Origin of the sequence: Brevibacterium sp. FME17 (genome assembly GCF_014897515.1) — a bacterium.
Taxonomy (GTDB): domain Bacteria; phylum Actinomycetota; class Actinomycetes; order Actinomycetales; family Brevibacteriaceae; genus Brevibacterium.
On record NZ_JABUYD010000029.1, the window covers coordinates 15,523 to 41,723 of the forward strand.

Here is a 26,201-nt window from a genome sequence, read left to right on the forward strand (position 1 = left end):
AGAGCCAGCACCACCCGGCTATGGCTTGGGAGGGTGTCGGCCAGAGTTGACACCGCTTGATCTCGAGCTGTGGACCGGCTCCAGATCGTCTGTCTTGGACGTCGGTGAATCGGTGGTGAGGACAGGCCGGAGCCAGGCAGTGCGGCTGGCCTTACCGTGTCAGTTTTTCGCGTGAGCTCGTAGGTGTTCGGCCGTGTGGGTCCCGCCGTCCGTGATCATCTGGTCTGGTGTGCCCTCGAAGACGACTTGTCCGCCCTCGTGTCCGGCTTCGGGGCCGATGTCGATGATCCAGTCGGCGGCGGCGATGATGTCGAGGTTGTGCTCAATCACGATGAGCGTCGATCCGGCGTCGATGAGCCGGTCGAGCAGCCCGATGAGCCGTGAGATATCGGCGATGTGCAGTCCCGTGGTCGGCTCGTCCAGGATGATCGTGCGGCCGGGGGTTCCGAGTTCGGTGGCGAGTTTGAGTCGCTGACGTTCGCCGCCGGAGAGGCTGGTGAGGGTCTGTCCGAGGGTGAGGTAGTCGAGGCCGACGTCGTGGAGCCGGGACAGGATGAGCCTGATGGCGGGCTGGGTGAAGTAGTCCAGCGCGTCGGTAACGCTCATCTCGAACACGTCGGCGATGGTCTTGCCGGCGACGTGATGTTCTTGGGCTTGTGGGGTGAACCGTCGTCCTTCGCAAACTTCGCAGCGGGTGATCACGCCTTCCATGAAGGCGAGGTCGGTGTAGATGATGCCGTTGCCCTCACAGGCCGGGCATCCTCCGGTGGAGTTGGGGGTGAACAGCCCGGCAGGTGCTCCGGTGGTCTTGGCAAACACATCACGGATCAGGTTGAGCAGGCCGGTGTAGGTGGCTGGGTTGGAGCGGCGCGATCCCCGGATGGGGCGTTGGTCGATGACGATCGCGTCGGGCTCGACGGCGGGGAGGTTGCCGAGGATCAGGCTGGACTTGCCCGATCCGGCGACTCCGGTCACTGCGGTCATCACGCCGCGCGGGACGCGGGTGGAGACGTCCTGGAGGTTGTTGGTGGTGGCATCGTCGATGCTGATCCAGCCGTCGGGTTCACGCCGCGTCCGGGTCGCGCGCCGGTGCTCGCGGAGTCCGTGCCCGGTAGGGGTGTCGGCCTGGGTGAGGCCGTCGTAGTCGCCTTGGTAGACGATCTGGCCGCCGGAGGTTCCGGCGGCGGGTCCGAGGTCGATGATGTGGTCGGCGATGGCCATGATGTCCGGATCGTGCTCGACCACGAGCACGGTATTGCCGCGGTCACGCAGAGCTTCGAGCATCTTTCCGAGCGCGGCGACGTCGCGGGGATGCAGGCCCACGGTGGGTTCGTCGAACACGTAGAGCATGTCGGCCAAGGCGCTGCCGAGATGGCGGACCATCTTGATCCGTTGGGCCTCACCTCCCGAGAGGGTGGACGTGGCCCGGTCGAGGCTGAGGTAACCGAGACCGAGGGTCATCATCCGTTCCAGGTGGACGCGCAGGTTCGCGACCAGCGGTGCCACGCCGACACCGTCAACCTCGGCGACGCGCTCGGCGAGGTCGCTGATCTGCATCGCGTTGAGGTCGGCGATCGACTTGCCGTTGATGAGACTGGCTCGGGCGGGCGCGGCGAGTCGGGAGCCGTGGCATTCGGGGCAAGGGCCACGCGACACGATCCGCTCGAACGCCTCTCGCTGCTTGCCTTTGAACGAGTCGGGTTCGCGTTGGAGGTAGATCCGGTTGAATCGGGTGACGAGGCCTTCGTAGGCGGTGCCGACCGCATCCATCCCAGCTGGCAGGGTGTGTTCCCCGGCTGGTGCATGGAGGAACAGCTCGCGTTCCTCGGAGGTGTAGTCACGGATCTTCATGTCCGGGTCGAAGAACCCGGCCTTGGCGTAGGCCTTCCACAGCCAGGTGCCCGGGTTGAACTTGGGGAAGGTGATCGCGCCCTCGTTGAGGGATCGGTCGTCGTCGACGAGCTCGGATTCCACGACCGAGGCTGCGACGCCGAGCCCCTGGCAGTTCGGGCACATGCCCGCGGGGTCGTTGAAGCTGTAGGCGTTGGAATAGCCGGCGGCCGGCTCACCGATGCGGGAGAACAGCAGCCGGAGACGTGCGCCGATGTCGCTGATGGTCCCGACCGTGGAGCGTGGTCCGCCGGAGAGGCGCTGCTGGTCGACCACGATGACGGCCGAGAGGTTTTCCAACAGGTCGACGTCGGGGTGGGCGTAGCTGGGCAGCCGGCCTTGGGCAAACGCCGAGAACGTCTCGTTGAGCTGGCGCGCCGACTCGGCGGCGATAGTGTCGAACACCAGCGAGGACTTGCCTGAGCCGGAGACGCCGGTGACGACAACGAGCTGATGCTTGGGGACGTCGACGTCGATGTCTTGGAGTGAGTTCTGGCGGGCTCCGCGCACGCGGATCACATCGTGGGTCGTGGTCGTCATGACAGCCTCCGGTAGGCGCGAATAGCGAGGGGCACGAACGCCAGTGTCAGCGCGAGCGGCCAGCCAATGGCGAAGAGCACAGCGTGGTCGGCGACGAAGGTAACCCCGGTGAGGTCGGTGCCCGAGAACAGTTCACGCGCCGCGGATGCGGTCGCCGACAGGGGGTTCCATTCGGCGACGACTCCGAGCCAGGCCGGCATCGTGCGCGGATCGACGAACACAGTCGAGAGGAACGCCACCGGCCAGATCGCAAGCTGGGCGGTCGTGGCCGCCTCTGGTGTGCCTGCCTTCAACCCGATCCAGACGCCGACCCACAGCAGTCCGAACCTCAGCCACAGCAGCAGGACGTAGGCGAGCACAACATCGGCGAGGCCCCCTTCGGGACGCCAGCCGAGCAGCAGTCCTGCGGTGGTGACGACCGCGAGTTCCACGGCGGCAGTGAGCATGTCAGCGAAGACCCGTCCCAGCAGCACCGAACCGCGGGAGATGGGCAGTGTGCGGAACCGGTCGGTGACGGTCTTGGCAGCGTCTCCGGTGACAGCGGTGATCGTCGTCTCGATTCCCGATAGCACGGTGAAGGCGAGAATGCCCGGCACGACGAAGACGATGTAGTCGCCTGTGGTGCCGGCGATCGCCCCGCCGAGCAGGCCGCCCATGAGCAGCATGACCAAGACGGGGAACAGCAGTTGGATGCTGAACGTGACCGGTCGCGCCCGCCAGTGCCGCATCGCGCGGCCGGTCAGGATGACGGCCTCGCGCAGAATGCTGCCCGTGGCCGGAGCGTGGTGCTCGATCGTCGTGGCGCTCATGCTGCGTCGCCCCCTTGATGCAGATGCAGGTAGACGTCTTCGAGGGAGGGTTCGCGCAGTTCCATCCGTGGCTCTCCCACGAGCGTTTTCAAGTCCGATGGGGCGCCGGTGGCGACCACGGAACCCTCGCGCAGGATCACGACGTCATCGGCCAATTCGTCGGCCTCCTCCAGGTACTGCGTGGTCAACAGGACGGTAGTACCCTCGTCCACCAACGAGCGCACCGTGTTCCAGATCGTGCGACGGGCGATCGGATCGAGGCCCGTGGTCGGCTCATCGATGAGGAGCACGGCGGGACGGGTGATCATCGAGGTCACGAGGTCCAGGCGACGTCGCATGCCACCGGAGAACCCGGATACCTTCTGCCCGCCGTGCTCGCCCAGGCCCGCCTGCTCCAGGAGCGTGGCTGCCCGCGACCGGGCCGCGGTACGTGAGAGCCCGATCAGCCGGGCGAACAGTTCCAGGTTTTCCCTGGCTGAGAGCACCTCGTCGAGGGCGGCATACTGCCCCACGACGCCGATCGATGCCCGTACCCGTGCAGGATCGCGGTCCACGTCCCAGCCATTGACGCTCACAGTGCCGGAGTCCTTGCCCGTCAGCGTCGTCAGAATCCGCACCAGGGTCGTTTTGCCGGCACCATTGGCTCCCAGCAGTGCGCACACCCGGCCGGAGTCGACGCGCAGATCGACCCGGGTCAACGCGGGTTTGTCCCGCTTCGGGAAGGTCTTGCGTACCGCCTCGACCCGGATCGAACCGGGTGGGCTCATCTCGACATCCATGCTGTTCCTCTCGTCGCGTTCTACAGTGTATTCTACAACGTATAGTTCGAGGAGGACAGAGATGGCCAAGCGCACAGGCGTAGACGAGTTCAAGCTGATCGGACTGCTCTGGCGTGACTCGCCGGTGAGCCCACGCAGCGGGATCAGCACCCAAAGCGTCACCGCACTGGCAGTCGACCTCGCCGACAGAGAGGGCCTGGACGCCGTGACAATCCGGCGACTGGCCGAGGAAGCAGGGGTCACCGCGATGGCGCTGTATCCACACATCGGTGGCCGGGCCGAACTCGTCGAGCTCATGCTCGATCACGTCGCGGGCGTGACCTACGAGGCCGTCACGATCCCCGAGGGCGCGGACTGGCGGGAACGCGTCACCGCGATCGCCGAAGCGAACTGGGCGAGTTGCCAAGCCCATCCCTGGATCACCGACCTCGCCGCCGGACGCCCAGTCCCCGGACCAGGGGCCTCAACGAAGTACGAGACCGAGTTGCGCGCCCTGGACGGAATCGGGCTCACCGACGTCGAGATGGAGCACACCCTCACCGCCCTGCTCTCGTTGGTGCAGGGAACCGCCCGCGCCACACGCGCCGCCCAAGACTCCAGGCTGCCGGGCGAAGACCACGACACCGACTGGTGGTCGAACATCGAACCGGCCCTGACCACCGCGATCGGCGACCAGACCCGGTTCCCGACCGCCTCGCGCGTCTCACGCACCCTCGGAGAACAGACCGGCAAAGCCAACGACCCCGAAGGTGCCTACCGGCGTGGTGTCGGCCTGATTCTCGACGGCATCGCAAAATGCCTCGGCACACCAACCTCCGGCAATGGCCGATGACCTCCGGCCCGACCCAAGACGGGCGTGTCCGTGCCGGCGGGTAGGTCCAGGGTCGACCTGTACTCCGCAATCCGGCGCGATGTCCGCGCCGGGATGTCCAACCGCGCCCTGCAGCGCAAGCACGGCGTGGGGTACCGGACAGTGGCTGCCGCGCAGGCCTCGGCGTGGCCGGAGCCGCGCAAGCCACAGCCGAAGCGTGGATCGAGGATCGATCCACACCGCGGGGTGATCGATTCCTGGCTGCGGGACGATCTGGATGCTCCGCGCAAGCAGCGTCACACCGCCAAGCGAATCTTCGATCGGCTTCTGGACGAGCACGACGCCCACGAGGTCTCATACGGGATGGTGCGGGACTACGTCGCGACCCGACGCCGGGAGATCCGGATCGAGGCCGGTCGAGAGCCCGCAGCCACGTTCATCCCACAAGAACACCTCCCGGGCAGGGAGGCAGAGGTCGACTTCGGTGATGTGGCCATCCAGCTGCGGGGCGAGCTTGTCACTTGCGCGCTGTTCAGCCTCCGACTCTCCTACTCCGGCAAGGCCGTGCACCGCATCAGTGCCTCTGCGGGACAGGAAGCCTTCTTCGAAGGCCACGCCCACGCCTTCCGCGTCCTCGGCGGGGTGCCGGTCGGGAAGATCCGTTACGACAACCTCAAGGCCGCGGTCGCGAGCGTGATTGGGTTCAGCCGTCAGCGGGTCGAGGCCGACCGCTGGACGGCGTTCCGATCGCACTACGGCATCGAGGCGTTCTACTGCCAACCCGGCATCCAGGGGGCCCACGAGAAGGGCGGCGTCGAGGGCCAGATCGGTTGGTTCCGCCGCAACCACCTCGTCCCCATCCCCGAGGTCGACTCCCTCTCCGAGCTCAACAGCTTGGTCGACGAGTGGGACCTGGCAGACGAGACTCGTCGGATCGGGTCCCGGGCCCGCACGGTCGGGGAGCACTTCGTCGCCGAGCAGCCACTGCTCGCGCCACTACCTGTCGAGGTGTTCGAGACCGGCCGGTGGTTTACCCCGCGCGTGGATCGGTACGCCCAGGTCACGGTCAGGATGAACAAGTACTCCGTCCCCGCGCGTCTGGTCGGCCGCCAAGCCCGGGTGCTTCTCAATGCCAGCGACCTGATCATCTACGACGGCAGGACCGAGATCGCCCGCCACGAGCGACTGATGACCAAGGGCGCGACTCGGGTCGACCTGGACCACTACCTCGAGGTCCTCCTCCGCAAACCCGGCGCGCTCCCCGGAGCAACAGCGTTGGAGCAGGCACGGGCATCGGGACGGTTCACCCAGGTGCACGACGCCTGGTGGGCAGCGGCATGCAAGGCCCACGGGGACGCCGATGGCACCCGTTCCCTGATCGAGGTGCTGATGCTGCATCGCCACCTTCCCCACGAGCAGGTCGTCGCCGGGCTCGCAACCGCGCTACGTGCCGGTGCGCTGACCGCGGACGCGGTCGCGTTGGAGGCACGCAAGCACGAGGACACGGCAGATGACGCGTCCCTGGACCACCCAACCGCCCATGTCGGCTCAGAGGCGCACGGCGAAGGCGAGGCCACTGCCGTGCGATCGCTGACCGAGCGCCGGCTGCGCGCACCCCTCCCAGCCGACACTCGCCCACTGCCGAGCGTGGACAAGTACGACCAGCTGCTGCCCAACCGTCGCGAGAACCCGAACGAAGGAGCTGCACCGTGACCACCAAGCGCCGTGGAATGACCGAGGAAGCCGCTGACGCCGCGATCGACCAGGCCTGCCGGATGCTGAGGATGCCCACCATCCGCGGCTCCTTCACCGAGTACGCCGACCGGGCCGGGCGTGAGCAGATGTCCTACCGCGGGTTCCTCGCCGAACTGCTCCTCGCCGAGTGCGACGACCGCGCCCGCCGCCGGTCCGAGCGGCGGATCAGGGCGGCCAAGTTCCCACGGGAGAAGTCCCTGCGGGCATTCGACTTCGACGCCAACCCGAACATCGACCCCGCCGTGGTGCACACCCTTGCCAAGGGCGAATGGGTCCACAAGGGCCAGCCGCTGTGTCTGATCGGGGACTCCGGCACCGGGAAATCGCACCTGCTGATCGCCCTTGGCACCGAGGCCGCCATGGCCGGCTACCGCGTCAAATACACCCTGGCGACCCAGCTCGCCAACGAGCTCGTCGAAGCAGCCGACCAGATGACCCTCGCCAAGACCATCGCCCGTTACGGCCGAGTCGACCTGCTGTGCATCGACGAGCTCGGCTACATGCAGCTCGACCGCCGCGGTGCGGAACTCCTCTTCCAGGTCCTCACCGAGCGTGAGGAGAAGGCCTCGGTCGCGATCGCGTCCAACGAGTCCTTCGGCGGCTGGACCAAGACATTCACCGACCCCCGGTTGTGCGCGGCCATCGTCGACCGGCTTACCTTCGGTGGCACCATCCTGGAGACCGGCACCGACTCTTATCGTCTGGCCCAGGCCACCAAGAAGCAGACGAGCTGACCGGAGGTCGTACGCCCGAGCAGTGGTGTCGACGCAGACCTACATCCCCGGCGTGGATCCGGCCCGAGTGGTGTCAGAACTCACCGACAAGCGGTGTCGGACGAAGCCGGCGAAGCCAGGGCAGCGACCGGCCAACATCGGTGATGTGCTCTTGATCGGCGCGAACGTGCCGTGCGGTGCCGAACCCGAGGGGCAGGTGACCGTGACGACGGTGTACCTCGATCCTGATTACGCCGTGGAGATGTTCTATTGGCAGCACGCCGGGCTGCTGCTCGATCGGCTCGAAGCCCACGACATCGCCGCGTTGGTGTTCGCGGAGCCGGTGCAGGTGCTCCGCCTCGGTAAGCAGCGGCTCGGGAAACTCGCGCCGTGGCTGGATGAACTGGTCGAACTCAGCAACGTCAGGAGCCCGGCGGAGTCGTTCGCCAGGATACAGACGCTGTGGTTCTCGGTCGCTGAGGTGCTCCGCCCGCATATCAAGACCATGCCTGTGACGGAGGTGCTGGCGCAGTCGGCCAAGGCCCGCCCCCGGTCGCTGCGTCATCGACGCCTCGCGGTTCCGGTGAGGGTCGAGGCGCTGACGGTGCGCGATGCGCTGCACAGCAACATCGCTCGCCGGTGGCCGCTGCGCGACCTCGCGGAGATGGTGCATCTGTGCCCGAAGCAACTCGTCCGCGTGTTCAGCACCGCCTATGGCAAGACGCCCCGCGCCTATCTCGCGAGCCTGCGGGTCGAGGCGATGGCGCGACTGCTGCGCGAGGAGAATCTGACCGTGGATGCTGCCGCGCATCGGGTGGGCTGGTCGCGCACCCAGGCCACGGAGATGTTCCTCCGGCACGTCGGTGTCACACCGGGCCGGTACCGCCTCTACGGGCTCCCGAGCACCGTTGTGGGAAGCGGTGCGCACCTACCTGGTGAGACCCGCCCGTCACGACCCGAGAACAGGCAGCGACCATGAGCATGCGAAGCGCACCACGGCAGACCGCACGAGGCCGCTGCCGTACTCTGCTCGTAGCCGGTGAGGGTCGTGAAAAATTTGCACCACCGTCACCCTTGGGTCGGTCGCGTCTGGTTCCGCCGATGCGACGGCACCAAGTTGCCAGGGGTGTCGTCGGCCGAGGCGTAGGGCACGGTGGCGGCAATTTGCCGGAACCGTGCGACCTGGGCTTTCGTGCGTTGTGGGCCGTCAACGGGGTCGCTGATTCGGCGACCCCGTTCGCTCCGGGCCTGCTGGTGACGGCGGGAGAAAATTTCCCCCACCGTGCGACCAGGCGTATCGCGCCCGCGACCTGCAACGACGGGGGTGCAAAATTTGCACCCCGTGCGACCCGGGGGTCTGCCGCACGGTGCCGCAAAATTTGCGGAGCCGTTCCCAGGCCAACGGGGGTGGAAAATTTCCGCCCCCGCCGCCACTGCTGACGGTGGTGGCAATTTGGCCCCACCGTGCGACCTGGGGTTTTACCGATCCGCGCCTCTCCCTGTGCCGCCACGGTGACGGCACCGCGAGGCGTTGACCACTGCGGTTCACGGCGGTGCCGAATCGGCACCCCCGTGGGTCGCCCTGCTGTGAGGCCCGTGCTGGCCGCTCACCCTGTGGATAAGTCTGCATATAGTACCTCAACCCGGCAACGGATACTAGATGTTGTGGTCGGGCGGTCGTACCTGTCCTCCATGACTTCTCCACAGCGCACCACTACGATAACCACTGAACCGCCGACGTCCGGCGATGCCTCCGAGTCGTTCGGGGCGCGTCTGGCCCGGCGTAGCCGCGAGGCGCAGGGGCTGCCGCCCGTGATCGCCGATCCGCGCATACGGGAGCGGCTGCGGGGTTTGTGCGGACTCCCGAAGCCGCCGGGCATGTCAGGCGTGCCAGATGAACTCGACGCGGCGGGCGAGTAGATCGTTGCGGTGTTCCCGCAACCGCGCCCGATAGGTCTCCTGGGTGTCGCCCTTGCGCTTCGGCACGACGGCGAGCACCCCGGTGGGGTGGGCGTGGATGAGCACCGTATCGAGCACCAGCCGTGCGGCCTCGTGCCGCCACGTCGCGGAGCGGCCCTCCCACTCCGAGGCGACGGTGCTCACGTCGAGGTTCACGTCGACGATGGGGATGCGGGCCAGGCGCTGCTGGTAGTCGTTTTGACGGGTACGGATGCGCTCGACCAGGCGGGAGCGCTGCCGCATCCACGTCGCCCGGTCGATGATCCCGTCGTAGTGGTCGTCATCGACGCGTTCCAGCGCCTCCCGGTCAGACTCGAATCCCTCGGCCAGCGCTTCGCGTTCCCCGTCCGTCTCGGCGGTGCGGGACGGCATCTGCTCCGGGGTCAGGGCGATCCGGGAGAACACCGACAGCACCGCTTCCTCGATCAACGTGGTGACCTCTTGGGCATTGATGGAGCGGGAGCAGACGGAGCGCTGGTAGTTCAGGCAGATGTACTGCGGCCCCTGTTTGCGCATCGCCGTGCCGCAGTTCGCGCACCGAATCAGACCTGAGAACGCGTGCACGCGCTTCACGGTGCCCGGCCACGTCGTGCGACGGGCGCGGCGGGCGTCGAGCACGTCCACGACCTCCTGCCACCTGTCGGGGTCGAGGATCGCGGGCCAGTTGCCCTCGGTGACGACCTCCGGCACCTCCGCTGAGCGACCATCCGGCAGGATCGGACGGTAGATGCGCACGCCTTTCAGCGCCGGGTTACGCAGCACCTGAGCGAGGGCTTTCTCTGACCACTCCACTCCGTTGCCGGTGCGTTCGCCGCGCTCGTTCCATGTCCGCGTGATGAGGTACAGGCTCTCGCCCGCGAGCACCCGGTCAGCGGCCTCGCGGATGAGGGCGGCGTGCTCGGGGATGACGTACAGGGTCGAGTCGCCCATCCGGTAGCCGTAGGGGGCGCGGCCGCCGTGCCATTTGCCGTCGAGGGCCTGCTGCTTCGATGCCCGCGCCACACGTCTCGCGGTGTCGGCGCTGGATTTGTTCGCCATCGCCACCAGCACACGAGCCATCGCAATGTCGGAGTCATTGTCCAGGCGCAGGCTCCCGGTGGTGGAGAGCACCCGGAACCCATAGAGCACTTTCGCGTCGATGAGGTCTTCCAGGTCACGGGGGTCGCGCACGGCCCGGTCGAGGTCGTAGGCGATCATCGCCTCCGCACCACCACGGGCCAGGAATCCCAGCAGGGCACGGAACCGGGGCCGCACCACACGCCGCACCTTTTCCCCGGTGGGCAGGGTGATGGTGCGCTGCTTGAACGCCGAGGTGTCGTTTTCACGGAACACCTCGACGACCTCGTAGCCGAGGGATTCGGCGTAGGCGCGGCAGTCGGCCTCCTGCCGCTCCACACCCTTTTCCAGCCCCTCGGGGTCGTCACTGATGCGGACGTAGAGCACCGCCCGTGTTCGCTGCGCGGCGGTGTCCGGGCTGGTGGTCGGTGCGGTCATGCGGGCCGGGGTCACGGGAGTCATCGCGGGTACCTCTTTCGTCTGTCAAGACGTAGGTACGTTTACGACCCCACGGCACCCTCGTTTCTACGTACCAGCCCACGAGCTACGGCGGAGCCGATGATTCCCGCGCCGATCACGGCGAAACGCTTCTTCACGCTCACACTTCAACCTCTTCGTCTGCTGTTGCGGCTACTGTGACCCTATTTCGGCCATGCGCACTGAGCAATCAGTCGGCTACCAGCGTTCTGTCAGCCGGCGGCGGTCCTACTCGGTCAAGAAATGGCCGCATTTCGTAGAGGTGCATCGCAGTCCGGTGTCGATCACAACAAGTTCGACATGATCGAAATACTTCGTTGCCCATCTTTAGTTACCACGCAATGACCGCGATCCTCTGTTTTCACGAGAATTAGCACTTGCCGATATCCCTGCCAGGAGGGAATCACCCGCAGCTACTCCATCTGCAACCTAGCGCGTCTGACCTGGAGCAATATGATCTTTAAGCGACACCAAGAGCACCCGCCCCCGAACGCCCATCTCCCCAAAGCTGGATGTCGGCTCGGACAGGAGACATTCTGGACTACAGAAACACCGCGATCTCTCAACAAGCTACCATTCCGTAAGTATAACGAGATTGTAACTTTACTAGTACTTTCGTGATTACTTTTTCGTTACTCCGTAGTGTTGTGAGGGATCTGCCAGGAGACTGCCTGTTTCCATCCAGCGGATGTTCAAGTTCCGAACGAGTGGAGAACCATGAAGATGCTCCGAGGCCGGCGCACGACCGGTCGCAAAATAGCTGTGGGCAGCGTTGCTGCCGCCACAGCGATAGGGCTCACCCTGATGACAACGTCACCGGGTGCTGCCGAAGAACAGAACCCCAACGAAGACGCCGAGGCCTATGGCCAGCTCATCGACGCCTCACTGCTCAGCGCTGAAGCCGTCGAAGCGCTGTCTGCATACAGCAGCTCACCTTCGAGTGAAGAGGCGGATTCCACGCCTCTCAACCTCGAATTGCTGCAGACGCTCGGCCTTGAACTGCCCGGATTGGGAATCCCCCTGATCGGCGAAGAAGGCGGAGACGGCCTGCTGGATCTCGGCAATGCCGGAGCCCTCAACTCCTACGGTCATGCCCCGGCATACAACGAGGCCAAGGCCAGTGCGGGCGCCGTCGGCTCTGACGGTGCTCTCAACCTTGACGACATCAACAACGGTGAGTTCGGCAATGCCAAGGTTGATCTCACAGGTGTGCTTGGTCAGCTCGGACTCGACGGCATCACCGACCAGATCGTCGATGAACTCAGCCTCGAACTCGGAGCGATCGCTTCGACGGCTGACACCGACGGTGAAACAGACAACTCCGAATACGTTGTTGCCGACGGCATTCTGACAGTCTCCAGCCCAGCTGTAGGCGATATCTCCGGCGCACTCGACACTCTCGTCGATGGAACGGGGAAGACACTCGATGAGGTCATTGGCTCCGATGATGGCCTCTTGACGAAACTGGCTTCGGTGGGCGTAAACGTCGACTTGTTGGCTGCGGCTATCAAAGTTGGAGGCGACGACACCAAGGTCTCGGTCGATGTCGGCGAAGCACTCAACAGCGTTGTCGAGAACGTCGTCAACGAGAAGCTCGAGGACAAATCGGGCATCGTCTCGATCGACCTTGCTAGCGGCGACATCAAGATTGATCTCGCCAAGATCGTCGAAGGGGGAAGCGGGGAGGACCTTAACGGTCTCGATCCGAACACGCAGGTACTGACCTCGGCGACCATTTCCAAGATCACGACCGCAGTTGCTGACGCGTTGGGCGCACTTAGTGGAAAGATCAACTCCACGTTGACCGGTGCTCTAGACAACGTACATCTTGAAATCAAACTGCCGGCCAGCGTTTCTCTGCTAGGACAAACGGTTAATGGTGAGGTCAATGTTGATGCGACTCTTGGTCAACTAGCTGGTTCCGATTCGTCGAAGCCAACGATCACCACGGACCTCAAGATCTCGGTTCTTGGTACCTCCATCGATGCGGGCCAGATTATCAACGCAATCACTTCGCCCTTGATTAGCTCATTGCTTGGAGTCACGAAGCCGCTTATCGGAGGAATTATCAACTCCACCGCAGATCAGCTCTCGGGCGCCGTCACCGGAATCGTCGATCCTCTGCTGGACACACTCGATCCCGTATTCGGAGCGCTCAACCAGGTCGTCGATCTGACGATCAACGAGCAGCCGACGCTGAAGGATCCTGCTCAGGAGAGCCAGGTCAAGGGCAACAACGGTCCCGGTTTCACTGTCAACGCAGTCAGCCTGGAACTACTCCCGGCTGCTAATGCGATCGACATCAATCTGGCCTCTTCCTCGGTCCGCGCCACCGACGAGGCGCCTGAAGAACCAGGCGACGACGATGCGAACACCAATGCAGCAGCATCCGCCGCTGCCTCGGCAGACGCAGATGACGATTCCAACCCAGCCGCACAGGCCGCCTCAGAGGCCGCAGCCAACGACGACGCAACCGCGACGACGTCGGCAGCAGCCGAGGCGAATGCTGAAGCAGCCGCAGAAGCTGCAGCGACCGAAGACGCGTCTTCGGAAGCGTCCGCTGATTCGACGTCGGATGAGAACGCATCATCGACAGCTGCGTCACAGGCGGCAGCACAGGCTGACAACACCGACGACACGAATGCAGAAGCATCCGCTGCCGCCGATGCTGATCCAGCTGCGGCCTCTGAAGCAGCCTCGACAGCTGACTCCTCGAACGAGGCTTCAGCTGAAGCAGCAGCAAGTGCCGACGCAGCGGCAGATCCTGACGCCGCAGCAGACCCAGATGCAGCAGCAGATCCTGACGCAGCAGCCGACCCGGACGCAGCAGCAGATCCAGACGCAGCAGCCGACCCGGACGCCGCAGCAGATCCAGATGCAGCAGCTGCAGACGATGCTGATGCGAATGTGAATGCTGCCGCTTCGGCCTCGGCTTCTGCCGACGCTGACGACAACAACAATGCCGTCGCACAGGCAGCCGCTCAGGCAGCAGCTGACGAAGATGCAAACAACACCGCATCGGCAGCAGCTGACGAAAACGCTGAAGCAGCCGCAGAATCCGCCGCCAACGAAGAAGCCTCCTCGGAGACTTCGACCGACGCGACCACGGAAACCAACGCTTCGGCACAGCAGGCCGCCAACGCAGCCGCCAACGCGGACAACTCGGACTCCACCAACGCTGACAACTCGGCCGCGGCGGATGCCAACCCGGCCGCATCCGCAAGCGTTGCAGCGACAGCAGATTCGTCCAGCGAAGCATCGGCCTCGGCTGCTGCGAATGCTGACGACTCGACAGTCGCAGACGCCAGCGATGACACGACCGCCGATGTGAACGCCTCGGCATCCGCTTCTGCCTCTGCTTCTGCAGATGACGATGGTGACCCATCGGCACAGGCAGCCGCTCAGGCAGCAGCTGACGAAGATGCAAGCAACACCGCATCGGCAGCAGCTGACGAAAACGCTGAAGCAGCCGCGAATTCCGCCGCCAACGAAGAAGCCTCCTCGGAAGCCTCGACCGACGCGACCAAGGAAACCAACGCTTCGGCACAGGCGGCAGCCACCGCCGCAGCCGATGCAACCGATGAGGATTCTGCTAACGCTGACACCACCGCAGCCGCTGACGCCGATCCGGCAGCAGCAGCTTCGGCCGCAGCCAATGCTGACTCTTCAGCAGAAGCCTCGGCAGCAGCAGGAGCCAACGCTGACGCTGACCCTGAAGGTGCGGCATCGGCAAATGCTGATGGTGCAGAAGCCAATGCTTCATCGGACGACGATGCTGACAAGGCATCCGCTTCGGCGGATTCCGATCAGGCAGCCTCAGCCAGTGCCGGTGCGAGCACGAACGCCTCGGGCAGCAGCAACGGTGGAGACCTCCCACGGACAGGCGCCGACGGCGCTCTGACCATGGTCGGCTTCGCAGCGCTGCTCATCGCAGGTGGCGCAGCAGCAGTCTTCGCGACTCGCCGCTACCGTGCCTCGGCAGGTATGCACTGATACACAGGAGACTCAGCCACTGAGCTGAGCGTCTGAACGGCGGGGTCGGAGCGAAAGCTCCGGCCCCGCCGTTTTCCATTCATCTCGGACCTGCCACTGGTCCTCGCCACCGATAGCAACGGGTGAGATATGTTCCCAGCCTGAACGCGCAGGCATTACTCGCTGGTAATTACCGACACGCGCCTTGTGACAATTTCTTCATATTACGAACCGCGACAGCCCCTTTTGCCTCGCGCCTGCGACTTCGTGCGTCCACTTTGACTCTCGCATGTTGAGATGCAGGGGCCCCTGTGCCTACAGGGCCAGGCGGAGGCACTTCACTGGATCGCCGGGCCACGACGGTGCCAGTACAGGACATCACAGCCACCGAGGCTCACGGACGGTTCGCTTTTTGTTCATTTTGTTCACCATCGACCGAGGTCAGGAAGCCCGTGTTACATTTCCGTTATACTTCACATTACTTTTCCATTATTCTCCAATGATCTTGTAGGGTGAAGTTCGTTCGGCCGGAAATCATCATGGCACCTTGTACGCAATTACCGTCGGCCGATCCTCACAAATGGAAGTGGAGAAGTATGAAGAAGCTCCGTAACGGGCAGCCGCCCGTACGTAAGGTTGCGGTCGGTGGCGTAGCCGCAGCCACCGCACTGGGTCTCACGGTTATGGTCACAGCGCCCGGCGCCGCAGCCATCAAGCAGGATCCGAACGAAGATGCTGAGGCTCTGGGCCAGCTGGTCCAGTCGGACATCCTCGACGAGCAGCTCGTCGATGCCGCTGGCGCATACAGCAGCTTCCCCAGTAACCCGAAGGAAGCCAAAACTCCCCTCAATGCTGAAGCACTGAACGCCATTGATCTGGATCTGGGCGACGGAGTCTCACTGCCAGTCATCAGCCAGCCCGGCGGCGAAGGCCTCCTCAAGCTCGGCGAGGCAGGAGCGCTCAACGCCTACGGCAATGCGCCGTCCGCTGACAGTGCCAAGGCCAGTGCCGGCGCAGTCGGCAAGGATGGCGCCCTCAACGTCGACGACGTCAACAACGGCGACTTTGGCAATGCCGAGGTCGACCTCACTCAGGTGCTTGGCCAGGCTGGCCTCGACGGAGTCACCGACAGCATCGTTGACGAGCTCTCGCTGTCCCTGGGCGCAGTAGCGTCCACGGCTGAGGCAAACGGCTCCGAGGATCCCTCCTCGGAATACGTCGTGGCCGATGGCGTCATGACCGTCTCCAGCCCAGCAGTTGGCGGACTCTCCGACTCCCTCAACAAGATTTTCGACGGAGCCGGCGGCACTCTCGAAGATGCCATCGCCAAGGAAGGCCTCGCCGACAAACTGGGCAAGGCCGGCATCGACCTCGACGCAGGCGTCGCCGACATCAGCCTCGGCGGCGACGACACCACCGTCAACATCGAAACCAAGGACGCTCTCAATGGCGTCGTTGAGAACCTCGTCAACAAGAAGCTCGAAGACGAGGCTGGAATCGTCTCGATCGACCTCAAGAGCGGCGACATCAAGATCGACCTCGCCAAGGTGGTCAAGGGTGAAAACGGTGAGGACCTCAACGGCCTCGATCCCAACACTCAGGTGCTGACCTCCGAGACCATCGGAAAGATCACCGACGCCGTTGCCGATGCCCTCGGCGCACTCTCCGGCAAGTTCAACGACACCGTCAAGGACGCGCTCAACGACGTCCGTGTGGAGGTCTCCCTGCCGGCCAAGGCCACAGCAGCGGGTATCCCCGCAGCCGATGGCAAGGTCGACATCGACACGACCCTCGGACAGCTCGCCGGCAGCGGCGAAGGCGACCCGAAGATCACAACAGACCTCAAGCTCGCCGGAATCGACATCGGCACCCTGCTCAACACGATCACCGAACCGTTGCTGAAGCAGCTCCTGGCTGTCACCGAACCGATCATCGGCGGAGTCCTCGACTCCACAGCCGACTCGGTCTCCGGCGGACTCACCGACATCGTCGACCCGATCCTCTCCGGTCTCGACCCTGTCTTCGAGGGCCTCAACAAGATCGTCGACCTGACGATCAATGAGCAGCCCACGAAGCGCGATCCAGCCGAAGACAGCAACGTCAAGGGCGCTGAAGAGGACGGCTTCACCGTCAACGCCGTCAGCCTCGAACTGCTGCCAGGAGTAGCTGCACCCGCCGCAGGTGCACCAGCTCCCCAGGCTGCAGGAGCACTTGCTGACATCAACCTGGCTTCCTCCTCGGTCCGCGCGACAGATGCCGATGAGGCACCAGCCGATGATGCAGACGCTGATGACTCCGCTTCCGCCGATGCCGATGATTCGGATTCGGCTGACGCAGACGACTCCGCTTCGACCACGGCCGACGCAGATGACTCGGCAGCTGCCACCGCAGATGCTGATGACTCGGCTGCTGCCAACACTGATGTGAACGCTTCGGCGGACGCAGATGATTCGGCTTCGGCAACAAACGATGCCAACGCCTCGGCGACGGCGGATGCAGACAACTCGGCTGCTGCCACAGCAGACGCGGATGACTCCGCTGCTGCCACGGATGACGCCAATGCTGCTGCTGACAACAACGACGAGGCCAACGCCTCGGCGAATGCTGCCAACAATGCGAATGCCAACAATGATGCCAACGCCAGCAACGATGCAAACTCATCGGCTGCTGCTGACGGCAGCGATCTGCCCCGCACCGGTGCCAACGGCACCATGGCAATGGGTGGGCTCGCCGCTCTGCTCATCGCCGGTGGTGGAGTCGCGATCTACCTGACGCGCCGTCACCGTGCAGGCCTCTGAGACCTAGTCTCGTGACCGTCTGAACGGTTGTAACCGCTCGAAAGGCGGGGCCGGAGTCCTCAACTCCGACCCCGCCTTTCGTCTGTCTGAAAGCTGGGATCGGCCCTCAGAGCATCTGCCCTCACGCAGACACAGCCTTACGTGCTTACAGCCCGCGTCCAGCCTCCCACGGCTCGTCCGAGGAACCGGTGATCAAGGCATTGACGGACATGGCCTGCGCATCGGTGAAGGAGGCAATGTAGTCCACGACCGCACGCGCCCGTCCCAGCCGGATGATCGCGGTGGCACCTTCCTCACCGAGGCTGTCCGGGTCCCTGTCGTAGAGCTCCTGGTATTCCTGTGTGGCCGCCTCCACGGAATCGAGCAGGCGCCGCGGAATCCGGGTCGCCTCGTCGGGATCGCGCAGCCATTCGTGGAACCCTTCGACCAGGGATGCGATGATCCGGGTCTGCCCACGCTGGTAGACGGCCAAGTCGGAGCGTTCAAGAACGAACCTCGAATGAACAAACTTCAGCACCACCACGTCATGCCAGGTGGCATCGGACAGGCGCACATGCCCACTGCGCACATGCGGTTGGGAATCGACGACGATGGAGGCCTTGAGCCGGTCGATCCACCTGCGCGTGAAGGCGGTGACAGCCCGATCAGCTTCAAGTCCCCCGTCATAGGGAACAGCCAACAAGCCCTCGACCAGATCCCGGTTGATGCGCTGGACGGACTGCCGGAACGCGTCCTCGTCGGCAATCCACGGGTCCTTGGCCTGAATGTGGCGCCACATCGACTCCAGAGCGTGGCCTGGCCGGCGCCGATCCAACTCCGTGTCGTGAAGTGCGCCGAGCTCGCGACAGTCGCTGAGCCACCGGCTCAACTCCGCCGACACACTCGTGTACTGAAGAACGTTGGAGCGGTAGAAATCGTCAAGATCATGCACCGCGTAGGCCACGTCATCGGCGACATCCATCACCGCACACTCAAGCGTCTGCTGATGCGCCACGATCCGCGGGAACGCAGACAGCGCATCGTGCATCTCCGCGATCTCGGGCATGTACGCGGAGAACTTCATCGCTCCCTGCGAGGTTTCATCACCGACACCTCGGGGCATCTCGGCTGAACTCAGTCTCTGCTGCGTCGTCCAGTCGCTGCGCGCCCACGGGTATTTCAGCACCGCGGCCTTGACCGCCCGGGTGAGGTTGAGCCCACGTGCCGTGGCATCACAGCTGTCGAGCGCGGTGAGGATGCGGAAGGTCTGGGCATTGCCCTCGAACCCATCGGGCAGGTGCAGCACGGTGCGTGCCACCCGGTCGAGTTCCTTCTCGCCGAGGTGGCCGAACGGAGGGTGGCCCAGATCGTGGGCTGCGGCGGCAGCCTGGACCACCACCGGATCGCACCCACCCAACTCGGACAGCAGCGAACGGGTGCGCTCATCGGAGTTGTTCAAGTTGATGGCGATCGACCTGGCCACGGCCGAGACCTTGAGCGAATGGGTCAGCCGGTTGTGGATGACCGTGCCCGAACCGGCCTGCGGGATGACCTGGGTGACGGCGGCCAGCCGTGAGAAGAAGGGAGAGAATCGGATCCGTTCGATATCGACACGGAACTCGTCCTCGCCAGGTTGACCCGCCTCGGCGACGTCACGGGTCCGTCCACCGTCGTTGTGAAGTTTCAATCTCTCCGTCATGATGGCCCCCAGCCTACAGAATCGCGAACCCGACGCGGTGAAGCAGAACACGAACGTGTTCATCGAAATGGTCATCACCACCCAGGAAGCTGACCGTCAGGCAGCTGCGGGCCTGGGAGTGGGCAAGCGCACCCTGGACGACGGCACCGAGGAGAAGGTGCTCTGGGCACCGAACGGTCTGGCCGTGGCCAAGCCTGAACTCTGCTACTGGCTCGAACAGGAGCACAAAACACGCACCACCGTGTGAATTTCAGTCCTCGCGCTTGAAGGTGTTTCGCCCGGTGATCGCCAGCCAGATTCCCAGCACGGTCATGACCACGCTGGCGACGGCCATGACAACGTCGCCCACATTGGTGATGCCCTCGCTGCCCAGCACCGAGGCGACGGCGAATACTCCGGCGAGACCGAAGACGGCGAGCGCCACACCGGCAATTCTCAGCGTCCGTTGGCTGCGTCCGAACAGAAGGAAGAGCAGATAGGCGCCGAGGAGGCCCAACGACCCGACGCAGGCGAAGGCTTTGAAGCTCTCTTTGCCAGGGTCGTCATCGGCAGTGACCAGGCAGAAGATTCCGAGCCCGCCGAGGAAGAGCACCGGCAGGCCAATGGTGAGGATGAAACTCTCGACGCTGGCGACGAAGGTGTGCAAGGGGTCGCGGGCCTCGGTGATGCTCACGGCCTCGGACTCAAGCGCCTTCAGATACCTTTTGAGCCTGCGTTCGTGTCGAACGTGGACGACGATCGTGAAGATCGGCCACGCGATGAACAGGAACGCTCCGAGCATGCCCACGCCCATCGCGAGACCGGGCAGATTGTCGAGCAACATTCCGCAGAGGATGAAGAGAATTGCCCCGGGGTAGAACATGCAGACGATCTGGCCTTTGAACGTCACCCGGGCACCACGATCCTCTCATCCCCGCGGGCCTCGGCTGAGTGACCCCCAGCCGACCGACCCTGGACAATAATAGCGGCTGACCGGGGCCGATGTTCGCCCCGAAAAGCCTTGAGACTTGCATCACAGTGGCGTAGCGTCATGAGCATAGTAGGAGGTGAGTTCAGTGACTGGAGTCAACGAAGATTTCTATCAGCCCGGCACGCACCCGGGCGACATCATCGACGTCTGGGATGAAGAGGCCGGTGAGATGGTCAAGCACATGATCATCCTCGACGAATTCGGAAACGGCACAAAGACCCGTCCCCTCTGCGACGACGAGAAAGAGGAAGCAGCGGAGTAGCCGCCCCTCACCACCAGGCGCGAACAGTCTCGGTGGGACCGTCCACCTCGGTGAAGCCCGCGTCGACGACGCTCACAGGCCGATGAGCTGTTGCCCACTCGGCCTTCGTCGGAGTCACCACGCGCAGGCTGAAACCGGATGCTCGCCACCGATCGCGAACCTCAGCGGGCATCTGCTCGTAGGCTAGCTGTGCCCCATGTCCGCACTGAGCTGCAGCCTTCCCCGTCGTCAGCGTCACCAGTGGTGAGAGCTCGACCGTCACGACCGCCTCGGCGGCGGGGATCGAGGTGTGACCTTCGTCGGGGAACTCGGTGCCACCCACCTGAAGCTTCTTCAGCTCTTTCGGCAACGGTTCGACCGGCCCGGGTGGGAAAACGAGGGCTTCGGCTGGCCCGAAATCGTCCGTGCCTCCAAAGGTCACGTCCACGCACCCCATGGCTCGTGCGTCCTCGAGCTTCTGCCCATCACCTCGGCGGACGACCTTGCGGATCGCCCCGTCACGCCAGTATTCGACTGCTTCATGCCACTGCCCTTCAGGCTGTGAACGCGGATCGTCGAGGAAGGTCACGACGGCTCGGGCAGCGGTTTCGAGGACATCGATGTGGCGGGCGATGTTCGTCTTCGAGCGCCGGACCACGATCGGCAGGGACCACGGAATCTCGTGGTCGGAATCGTGTCGGCGCATGTGCTCGGTCATGGTGCCAATCCTAACGAGGTCTGCTCACCTCCCGGCAAGACGGCCATCCGGCCCGGGCCGTCGCCGAGTAGCCTGGACCTGCGAGATTCTGTCGACGAAAGGCACTGACCATTTCACGTACAACCCCTGCCGTCGACCTTACAGCGGCCATGCTGGCCACGATCCCCTCGGACATCGTCGATGCGATGTCTGCCCAGATGAAGGCCGTGCTCGCAGTCCAAGCCACGCGCGCCGACGCTTGCCGCCGAGCCGGGGAGGATGCCCTGCGTGCGATCACGCACACATCGGCAACACCTACCCGCTTCATTGAGTCCCGGGCGGAGTACCGAGCCGAGCGTTCCCACTGGAACGTGGGTGGTCCGACGATGGCCCGCACCGTCGACAGCACGATTCTCGCGGCCGGAGTCGACGTGCCTGTTCGGATCCACTATCCCAGCGCCGAGGCGGTCCTGCCGGTAATCGTGTTTCTCCACGGTGGCGGGTTCACCGTTGGTGACCTCGACACCCACGATCGAATCTTGCGCGTCCTCGCCGACTCCAGCGGGGCAGCCGTTGTCGGCGTCGACTATTCGCTCTCCCCCGAAGTGAAGTTCCCACAGGCGATTCATGAGAGTGCCGGTGTCATCGATCACCTTGTTCGCAACGGCAAGGACTTTGGGTTGGATGGCACTCGGCTCGCGATTGCCGGGGACTCGGCAGGTGCCATGCTCACGATAGGTTCAGCGCTATTGCTGCGCGATGTTCCCGAGGACATTGGGGCAGAGCCTGAAAGCTTCTCCTCTGTGAAGGCACTGATGTCGTTCTATGGGGGCCACGGACTCACCGATTCGGCCAGCCGTCGGAATTTCGGCGGCAGCTGGGACGGCATGGGCACCGACGACCTCGGCAGCATAATGTCCGAGTACTTCGCTTCTGCCAAGGACGCGAAGTCACCCCTGTACCACCACCTCGACGCTGAACTTTCAGGACTGCCGCCGGTCTTCGTCGTCGCGGCCGGACTGGATCCGCTGCGTGATGACAGTCGCGCCCTGGCAACGCGACTGCGTCGAGCGGGCAATGACGTCGCCTACGAGGAGTACTCGCAGGTGCTGCATTCATTTCTGCATTTCGGCCGCACCCTCGACGACACCTCGGACGTGCTGACTAAGGCCGCACGATTCGCCGCCGACCGGCTCAGCCTACGAGAGCCTTGACGGCGAAGAACAGCACCGAGGGTGCCATGAGCAGGCCGAGTCCGGTGTAGAACGTCGAGGTCATGGCACCGTAAGGAACCAGGCGCTTGTCGGTCGCGGCCAAACCAGCGGTGACTCCGCTGGTGGTGCCGAGCAGGCCACCGAAGACGATGGCCGAACGAGGATTGTTCAGACCGATGAACTTGGCTACGAAGGGCGTGGCGACCATGGTCAGAACCGATTTCACCAGTCCCGCACCGACGCTGAGGGCACTCACTCCGCTGCCGGCTCCAAGCGCTGCACCGGTGACGGGTCCCACGATGTAGGTGGCCGTGCCTGCGCCGATGGTCGTCAGGTCAACGGGGTCGCGGTAGCCGAAGAACCAGGCGATCACGGCACCGATGACGAAGGACAGGACAACGCCGAGCACAAGCGCGATGATTCCGCCCAGCCCCGACTTCTTCATCTCATCGAAGCTGGCACCGAAGCCGGTGGCCACAATCGCTAGGTTGATGAGCATTCCGCCACCCATGAGTCCGACCCCGGAGAAGAGACTGAGGTCGGCCAGACCGTTCTCACCGCCGGTGGCGACACCTCCGATGTAGGCGAGGACGAGGCCGAGGATGATGGCGATCGCAGAAGCCTGGAACTTCCCGCGGGTGAGCACCTTGGAGATGAGGATGGCCACGACCATGACAAGTCCGACAAGGGCGAAGGCAACGACGAGGTCATTGTCCTTCAGCGTGGCGAGCAGGGAATCCATCACTTCACCTCGGCGAACTCTTCGACGGGCTCGTCGATGCCCGGCGTCTTCACACGGGCGAGCACCGGCACCAGGGCGAAGCTGGCGATCACGGCGGCGATGCCGGCCACGAGGGCGACGGGTCCTGCCGTGACTGCACCGACGACGTTCTGCGTGGCAGCCATCGCCACGACGATGGGGATGTACATCCCCGACCAGAACGAGATCCCCGAGGATGTCTCGGGCTTGAGCCGGCCTTTGCGAACAAGGAGGTTCGTAGACAGGATGAGCAGAAGCATGGCGATGCCGACGCCGCCGACATTCGCATCGACTCCGAGCAGATCACCCAGAAGGGTGCCGATCCATGTCCCGATCAGCAGGCTGCCCGACAACAGGGCTACGCCCAGAATAATCACTTTCAACCCCACTCTTCGACTAGGTGCCGCGCCGTTCCGGCCGCAAACCTCGCAAAGCCTATACGACGAGGCCAGCAGGGTCACATCACCTGCTGAACCACCGGTGCGCAGGTGCTCTTGAAACCCGCCGATGCGGCCGTAGGCTCGACAACATGTATCCTGGTAATACCTGCGAACCCGAATCCTGGGTTCCCTGCGTCGTCAGGACGCCTCGTCTCTGCAGCCGTGAAGAATTCCGGTCGCATGATTCTGAAGCCGTTTTCTCTCGGCGAACGAGAACGCCAAACGGCGTTCCCCCACCTTGACCGGAAGCGGCTCCTGTCTCCACTCTGTGGTGCCAGTGCGTCCTCCGGCACGTCGAAGGGCCAATCCCATAGCTCCCTCACAGAACTCCAGCTCCACCCATACAGACACCGCACCAGTGACTTTCACCGAACTCGGCGTTCCCGATGTTCTGGCCGAAAGCCTGCGTGCAGAGGGCAAGGCCAACGCCTTCCCCATTCAGCAAGACACTCTTCCGGACACACTCGCTGGTCGCGACGTGCTGGGCCGCGGAAAGACCGGCTCCGGCAAGACTCTCGCCTTCGCAATCCCCATGGTCACGCGCCTGGCCGACCCTGAAGCATCTGCCTCGCGACGCGGTCGCTCTCCTCGAGGCCTGATCTTGGCTCCCACACGTGAGCTCGCCACCCAGATCACGAACGTGGTCGATCCGCTGGCTCGCGTCTACGGCATGACTACCACGACCATCTTCGGCGGCGTGAAGCAGAAGCGTCAGGAAGTCGCCCTGAATGCAGGAGTCGATATCGTCGTCGCCTGCCCGGGCCGACTCGAAGACCTGCTCCAGCAGGGCCTGGTCTCCTTGGACCAGATCGAAGTCACCGTCCTCGACGAGGCCGATCACATGGCGGACCTGGGCTTCCTGCCCGCCGTCACCCGCATCCTTGAGAAGACACCGGCCAACGGGCAGCGCATGTTCTTCTCCGCCACCCTGGACAACGATGTGAACAAGTTGGTGCGCCGCTTCCTTCACAATGAGGTGCTCCACTCCGTCGATGACCCCAACTCGCATGTCTCCGACATGACGCACCACGTGTTCGAGGTCCCCGATGACAACAAGAACGAGCTGGTTCACCGGCTCGCTTCCGGCACCGGACGTCGCATCATGTTCACGCGCACCAAGCACCGGGCCAAGCGCTTCGCCCGTCAGCTCACCGCCCAGGGAATTCCCGCCGTCGACCTGCACGGCAACCTGTCCCAGGGCGCACGAGACCGCAACCTCGCGGCCTTCAGCGAAGGTGACGTCAAGGTCCTCGTGGCCACGGACGTCGCTGCCCGCGGCGTGCACGTCGATTCCGTTGAACTCGTCGTCCACGTGGATCCTCCGACCGAGCACAAGGCCTACCTGCACCGTTCCGGTCGTACGGCACGTGCCGGCAGCTCGGGCGAGGTCGTGACCATCATGTTGCCAGAACAGCGCCGAGACACTCAGACGCTTCTGCGCAAGGCCGACATCAAGGTCAGCCCGCAGAAGGTCACCTCTGACTCCCCCGCTGTGACCGATCTGGTGGGTGAAGCAGCTGACTTCGTCGATCCACAGATCGCAATCCAGGCCGCAGCAGAGAAGCAGAAGGCGGAGCAGCCGCAGGGCGGTCAGCGCTCATCCGGGCGTCGTCGCGGAGGTCGCAGTGGCAGAAGCGGCCGCAGCGGCGAGTCGAGTCGTGCGAACCAGTCGGGCAGCGGCAGCGGCGGACGCAGCCAGGAAGGCCGCTCACGATCGAATGGTCAGAGTAGCAGTCGCGGCGGAGAAGGCACCCGTGGCGGACAGAGCACTCGCAGCGGACAGCGCAGCCAGGGCGGTCAGAGCACACGCAACGGCCAGAGCCCCCGTGGTGGTCGCTCTTCCGAAAACGCCCAGGGCGGACGTCGCAGCGAGAGCACTCGTGGCGGCCGTTCTTCCGAGAGCACTCGTGGCAGCCGCCGCAATGAAAGCACTCGCACCGGCGGCGGGAACCGTCGCGCGGCAGAGAATCGGGGCACGAGCCCTGAGACCCGCAATCGCAACCGTGGCCAAGCGGCATCCGGGGGCTCACGCGCGGTCTACTCATCCAACTCCTGAGTAACTCGCTCTAGAACAACAGATGACGGCCTTGCCCTAGTAGATAGGGCAAGGCCGTTCGTCGTCTGTAACGACAGCGCGCAGTACTCGAAGTTCGGGTGAATCAGGCGGGGTTCAGTCAGATTCGCGACTATCGGGGTCCTCGAGGTCGATGGTGACTTCGCCCCGAGGGATGATCGGAAGGTGCACGGGCGAGCCAAACACCTTCGCCGTAATGGTGGCCACGCCTTCACGCAGATAGGGCAGCACTGTCATCGCCCCAACCTCGTTGGCGAAGTGTCGAACAGTCCGTTCGTCCACAACGAATCCGTCCTCTGCCTCGTATTCACCGGCCACGCTGACCGTGGCCTGACCGAGCGGGAAATCCGCGGTACCAGTCAAGCGAACTCCGAATTCGCTTTCGTCTGATCTCACCGCGAGATCGATTGACACGTTTCCACTTTCCTCTGCGGGTGACTCCGCTTCGAATCGTCGCGCCGAAACCTCGTAGTAGTCAATGGACTTCAGATGCGAATTCTCGATGAGCTCCTGTGATTGGGCCCCTGTTAGCAGTCCAGCGGCTATGCGATAGCTAATTGGTTCTCTG

The 26,201-nt window shown here is 64.1% G+C and carries 20 protein-coding genes; 10 read left to right on the plus strand and 10 right to left on the minus strand.

What is annotated here, in order from left to right:
* Positions 1-159: 159 nt before the first annotated feature.
* The 3 genes from INT40_RS18410 to INT40_RS18420 are packed head-to-tail and all read right to left on the minus strand — an operon-like array spanning position 160 to position 4,018.
* Positions 160-2,430, minus strand: coding sequence for an ATP-binding cassette domain-containing protein (locus INT40_RS18410; protein WP_193096687.1), 2,271 nt, complete (start codon positions 2,428-2,430; stop codon positions 160-162).
* Positions 2,427-3,239 (minus strand): ABC transporter permease, encoded by an 813-nt coding sequence (locus INT40_RS18415; RefSeq protein WP_084453057.1) that lies wholly within the window; start codon positions 3,237-3,239, stop codon positions 2,427-2,429. Before INT40_RS18415 ends, INT40_RS18410 begins: the two co-directional genes overlap by 4 nt.
* The gene (locus tag INT40_RS18420; protein WP_193096688.1) at positions 3,236-4,018 is read right to left on the minus strand and encodes an ABC transporter ATP-binding protein; all 783 of its coding nucleotides are present in this window, start codon (positions 4,016-4,018) and stop codon (positions 3,236-3,238) included. The genes INT40_RS18415 and INT40_RS18420 overlap by 4 nt, the downstream gene beginning before the upstream one ends.
* 61 nt (positions 4,019-4,079) lie before the next feature.
* Here INT40_RS18420 and INT40_RS18425 point away from each other — a divergent pair, with 61 nt between their 5' ends.
* Genes INT40_RS18425 through INT40_RS21265 form a run of 4 tightly spaced genes read left to right on the plus strand, consistent with a single transcriptional unit; the run spans position 4,080 to position 8,276 of the window.
* The gene (locus INT40_RS18425) at positions 4,080-4,850 is read left to right on the plus strand and encodes a TetR/AcrR family transcriptional regulator (RefSeq protein ID WP_193096689.1); all 771 of its coding nucleotides are present in this window, start codon (positions 4,080-4,082) and stop codon (positions 4,848-4,850) included.
* Between the two features lie 30 nt (positions 4,851-4,880).
* Positions 4,881-6,542, plus strand: coding sequence for an IS21 family transposase (gene istA, locus INT40_RS18430; protein WP_193096700.1), 1,662 nt, complete (start codon positions 4,881-4,883; stop codon positions 6,540-6,542).
* Between the two features lie 17 nt (positions 6,543-6,559).
* Positions 6,560-7,318 (plus strand): IS21-like element helper ATPase IstB, encoded by a 759-nt coding sequence (gene istB / locus INT40_RS18435; RefSeq protein ID WP_209895657.1) that lies wholly within the window; start codon positions 6,560-6,562, stop codon positions 7,316-7,318.
* A 25-nt stretch (positions 7,319-7,343) separates the two neighbouring features.
* Positions 7,344-8,276 carry an AraC family transcriptional regulator gene (locus INT40_RS21265; protein WP_319022023.1) on the plus strand — a complete coding sequence of 311 codons (933 nt, stop codon included), beginning with the start codon at positions 7,344-7,346 and terminating at the stop codon, positions 8,274-8,276.
* A 902-nt stretch (positions 8,277-9,178) separates the two neighbouring features.
* Here INT40_RS21265 and INT40_RS18445 read toward each other — a convergent pair.
* The gene (locus tag INT40_RS18445) at positions 9,179-10,774 is read right to left on the minus strand and encodes a recombinase family protein (protein WP_068426086.1); all 1,596 of its coding nucleotides are present in this window, start codon (positions 10,772-10,774) and stop codon (positions 9,179-9,181) included.
* A 732-nt stretch (positions 10,775-11,506) separates the two neighbouring features.
* On the opposite strand from INT40_RS18445, the gene INT40_RS18450 reads away from it, so the two are divergent.
* Together INT40_RS18450 and INT40_RS18455 are read left to right on the plus strand one after the other, a co-directional pair.
* On the plus strand, positions 11,507-14,782 hold the full coding sequence (locus INT40_RS18450) for a choice-of-anchor G family protein (protein WP_193096691.1): 3,276 nt from the start codon (positions 11,507-11,509) through the stop codon (positions 14,780-14,782).
* A gap of 575 nt (positions 14,783-15,357) precedes the next feature.
* On the plus strand, positions 15,358-17,559 hold the full coding sequence (locus tag INT40_RS18455) for a choice-of-anchor G family protein (RefSeq protein WP_193096692.1): 2,202 nt from the start codon (positions 15,358-15,360) through the stop codon (positions 17,557-17,559).
* A 145-nt stretch (positions 17,560-17,704) separates the two neighbouring features.
* Here INT40_RS18455 and INT40_RS18460 read toward each other — a convergent pair whose 3' ends face one another.
* Positions 17,705-19,237, minus strand: coding sequence for a deoxyguanosinetriphosphate triphosphohydrolase family protein (locus INT40_RS18460; RefSeq protein ID WP_193096693.1), 1,533 nt, complete (start codon positions 19,235-19,237; stop codon positions 17,705-17,707).
* On the opposite strand from INT40_RS18460, the gene INT40_RS18465 reads away from it, so the two are divergent.
* Positions 19,236-19,484 carry a hypothetical protein gene (locus tag INT40_RS18465; protein ID WP_193072960.1) on the plus strand — a complete coding sequence of 83 codons (249 nt, stop codon included), beginning with the start codon at positions 19,236-19,238 and terminating at the stop codon, positions 19,482-19,484. The genes INT40_RS18460 and INT40_RS18465 overlap by 2 nt on opposite strands.
* Positions 19,485-19,487: 3 nt before the next feature.
* On the opposite strand, the gene INT40_RS18470 is transcribed toward INT40_RS18465, so the two are convergent.
* Positions 19,488-20,126, minus strand: a complete 639-nt coding sequence (locus INT40_RS18470) for a hypothetical protein (RefSeq protein ID WP_193096694.1) — start codon at positions 20,124-20,126, stop codon at positions 19,488-19,490.
* A gap of 166 nt (positions 20,127-20,292) precedes the next feature.
* On the opposite strand from INT40_RS18470, the gene INT40_RS18475 reads away from it, so the two are divergent.
* Complete coding sequence (locus INT40_RS18475; RefSeq protein ID WP_193096695.1) at positions 20,293-20,469, plus strand: hypothetical protein; 177 nt, start codon at positions 20,293-20,295, stop codon at positions 20,467-20,469.
* A 7-nt stretch (positions 20,470-20,476) separates the two neighbouring features.
* Here INT40_RS18475 and INT40_RS18480 read toward each other — a convergent pair whose 3' ends face one another.
* Entirely contained in the window at positions 20,477-21,166 is a 690-nt protein-coding gene (locus INT40_RS18480; RefSeq protein ID WP_193096696.1) for a peptidyl-tRNA hydrolase, read from the minus strand.
* A 149-nt stretch (positions 21,167-21,315) separates the two neighbouring features.
* On the opposite strand from INT40_RS18480, the gene INT40_RS18485 reads away from it, so the two are divergent.
* Positions 21,316-22,359 carry an alpha/beta hydrolase fold domain-containing protein gene (locus INT40_RS18485; protein WP_226831641.1) on the plus strand — a complete coding sequence of 348 codons (1,044 nt, stop codon included), beginning with the start codon at positions 21,316-21,318 and terminating at the stop codon, positions 22,357-22,359.
* Here the strand turns inward: INT40_RS18485 and madM are convergent.
* Both madM and madL read right to left on the minus strand, forming a co-directional pair.
* Positions 22,340-23,101, minus strand: coding sequence for a malonate transporter subunit MadM (gene madM / locus INT40_RS18490; RefSeq protein ID WP_193096697.1), 762 nt, complete (start codon positions 23,099-23,101; stop codon positions 22,340-22,342). The genes INT40_RS18485 and madM overlap by 20 nt on opposite strands.
* Entirely contained in the window at positions 23,101-23,496 is a 396-nt protein-coding gene (gene madL, locus INT40_RS18495) for a malonate transporter subunit MadL (RefSeq protein ID WP_193072976.1), read from the minus strand. Before madL ends, madM begins: the two co-directional genes overlap by 1 nt.
* A gap of 373 nt (positions 23,497-23,869) precedes the next feature.
* On the opposite strand from madL, the gene INT40_RS18500 reads away from it, so the two are divergent.
* Positions 23,870-25,615, plus strand: a complete 1,746-nt coding sequence (locus INT40_RS18500) for a DEAD/DEAH box helicase (RefSeq protein ID WP_193096703.1) — start codon at positions 23,870-23,872, stop codon at positions 25,613-25,615.
* A gap of 114 nt (positions 25,616-25,729) precedes the next feature.
* Here the strand turns inward: INT40_RS18500 and INT40_RS18505 are convergent.
* Positions 25,730-26,201 (minus strand): hypothetical protein (locus INT40_RS18505; RefSeq protein ID WP_226831643.1); only part of this gene is annotated, 472 nt, incomplete at its 5' end.

Bases quoted from the DNA above. Each gene is read 5' to 3' on its own strand.
- INT40_RS18410 (WP_193096687.1), bottom strand. From the start codon at position 2,430: ATGACGACCACGACCCACGATGTGATCCGCGTGCGCGGAGCCCGCCAG.
- INT40_RS18415 (WP_084453057.1), bottom strand. From the start codon at position 3,239: ATGAGCGCCACGACGATCGAGCACCACGCTCCGGCCACGGGCAGCATT.
- INT40_RS18420 (WP_193096688.1), bottom strand. From the start codon at position 4,018: ATGGATGTCGAGATGAGCCCACCCGGTTCGATCCGGGTCGAGGCGGTA.
- INT40_RS18425 (WP_193096689.1), top strand. From the start codon at position 4,080: ATGGCCAAGCGCACAGGCGTAGACGAGTTCAAGCTGATCGGACTGCTC.
- istB (WP_209895657.1), top strand. From the start codon at position 6,560: ATGACCGAGGAAGCCGCTGACGCCGCGATCGACCAGGCCTGCCGGATG.
- INT40_RS18445 (WP_068426086.1), bottom strand. From the start codon at position 10,774: ATGACTCCCGTGACCCCGGCCCGCATGACCGCACCGACCACCAGCCCG.
- INT40_RS18450 (WP_193096691.1), top strand. From the start codon at position 11,507: ATGAAGATGCTCCGAGGCCGGCGCACGACCGGTCGCAAAATAGCTGTG.
- INT40_RS18455 (WP_193096692.1), top strand. From the start codon at position 15,358: ATGAAGAAGCTCCGTAACGGGCAGCCGCCCGTACGTAAGGTTGCGGTC.
- INT40_RS18465 (WP_193072960.1), top strand. From the start codon at position 19,236: ATGATGGCCCCCAGCCTACAGAATCGCGAACCCGACGCGGTGAAGCAG.
- INT40_RS18460 (WP_193096693.1), bottom strand. From the start codon at position 19,237: ATGACGGAGAGATTGAAACTTCACAACGACGGTGGACGGACCCGTGAC.
- INT40_RS18480 (WP_193096696.1), bottom strand. From the start codon at position 21,166: ATGACCGAGCACATGCGCCGACACGATTCCGACCACGAGATTCCGTGG.
- INT40_RS18485 (WP_226831641.1), top strand. From the start codon at position 21,316: ATGCTGGCCACGATCCCCTCGGACATCGTCGATGCGATGTCTGCCCAG.
- madM (WP_193096697.1), bottom strand. From the start codon at position 23,101: ATGGATTCCCTGCTCGCCACGCTGAAGGACAATGACCTCGTCGTTGCC.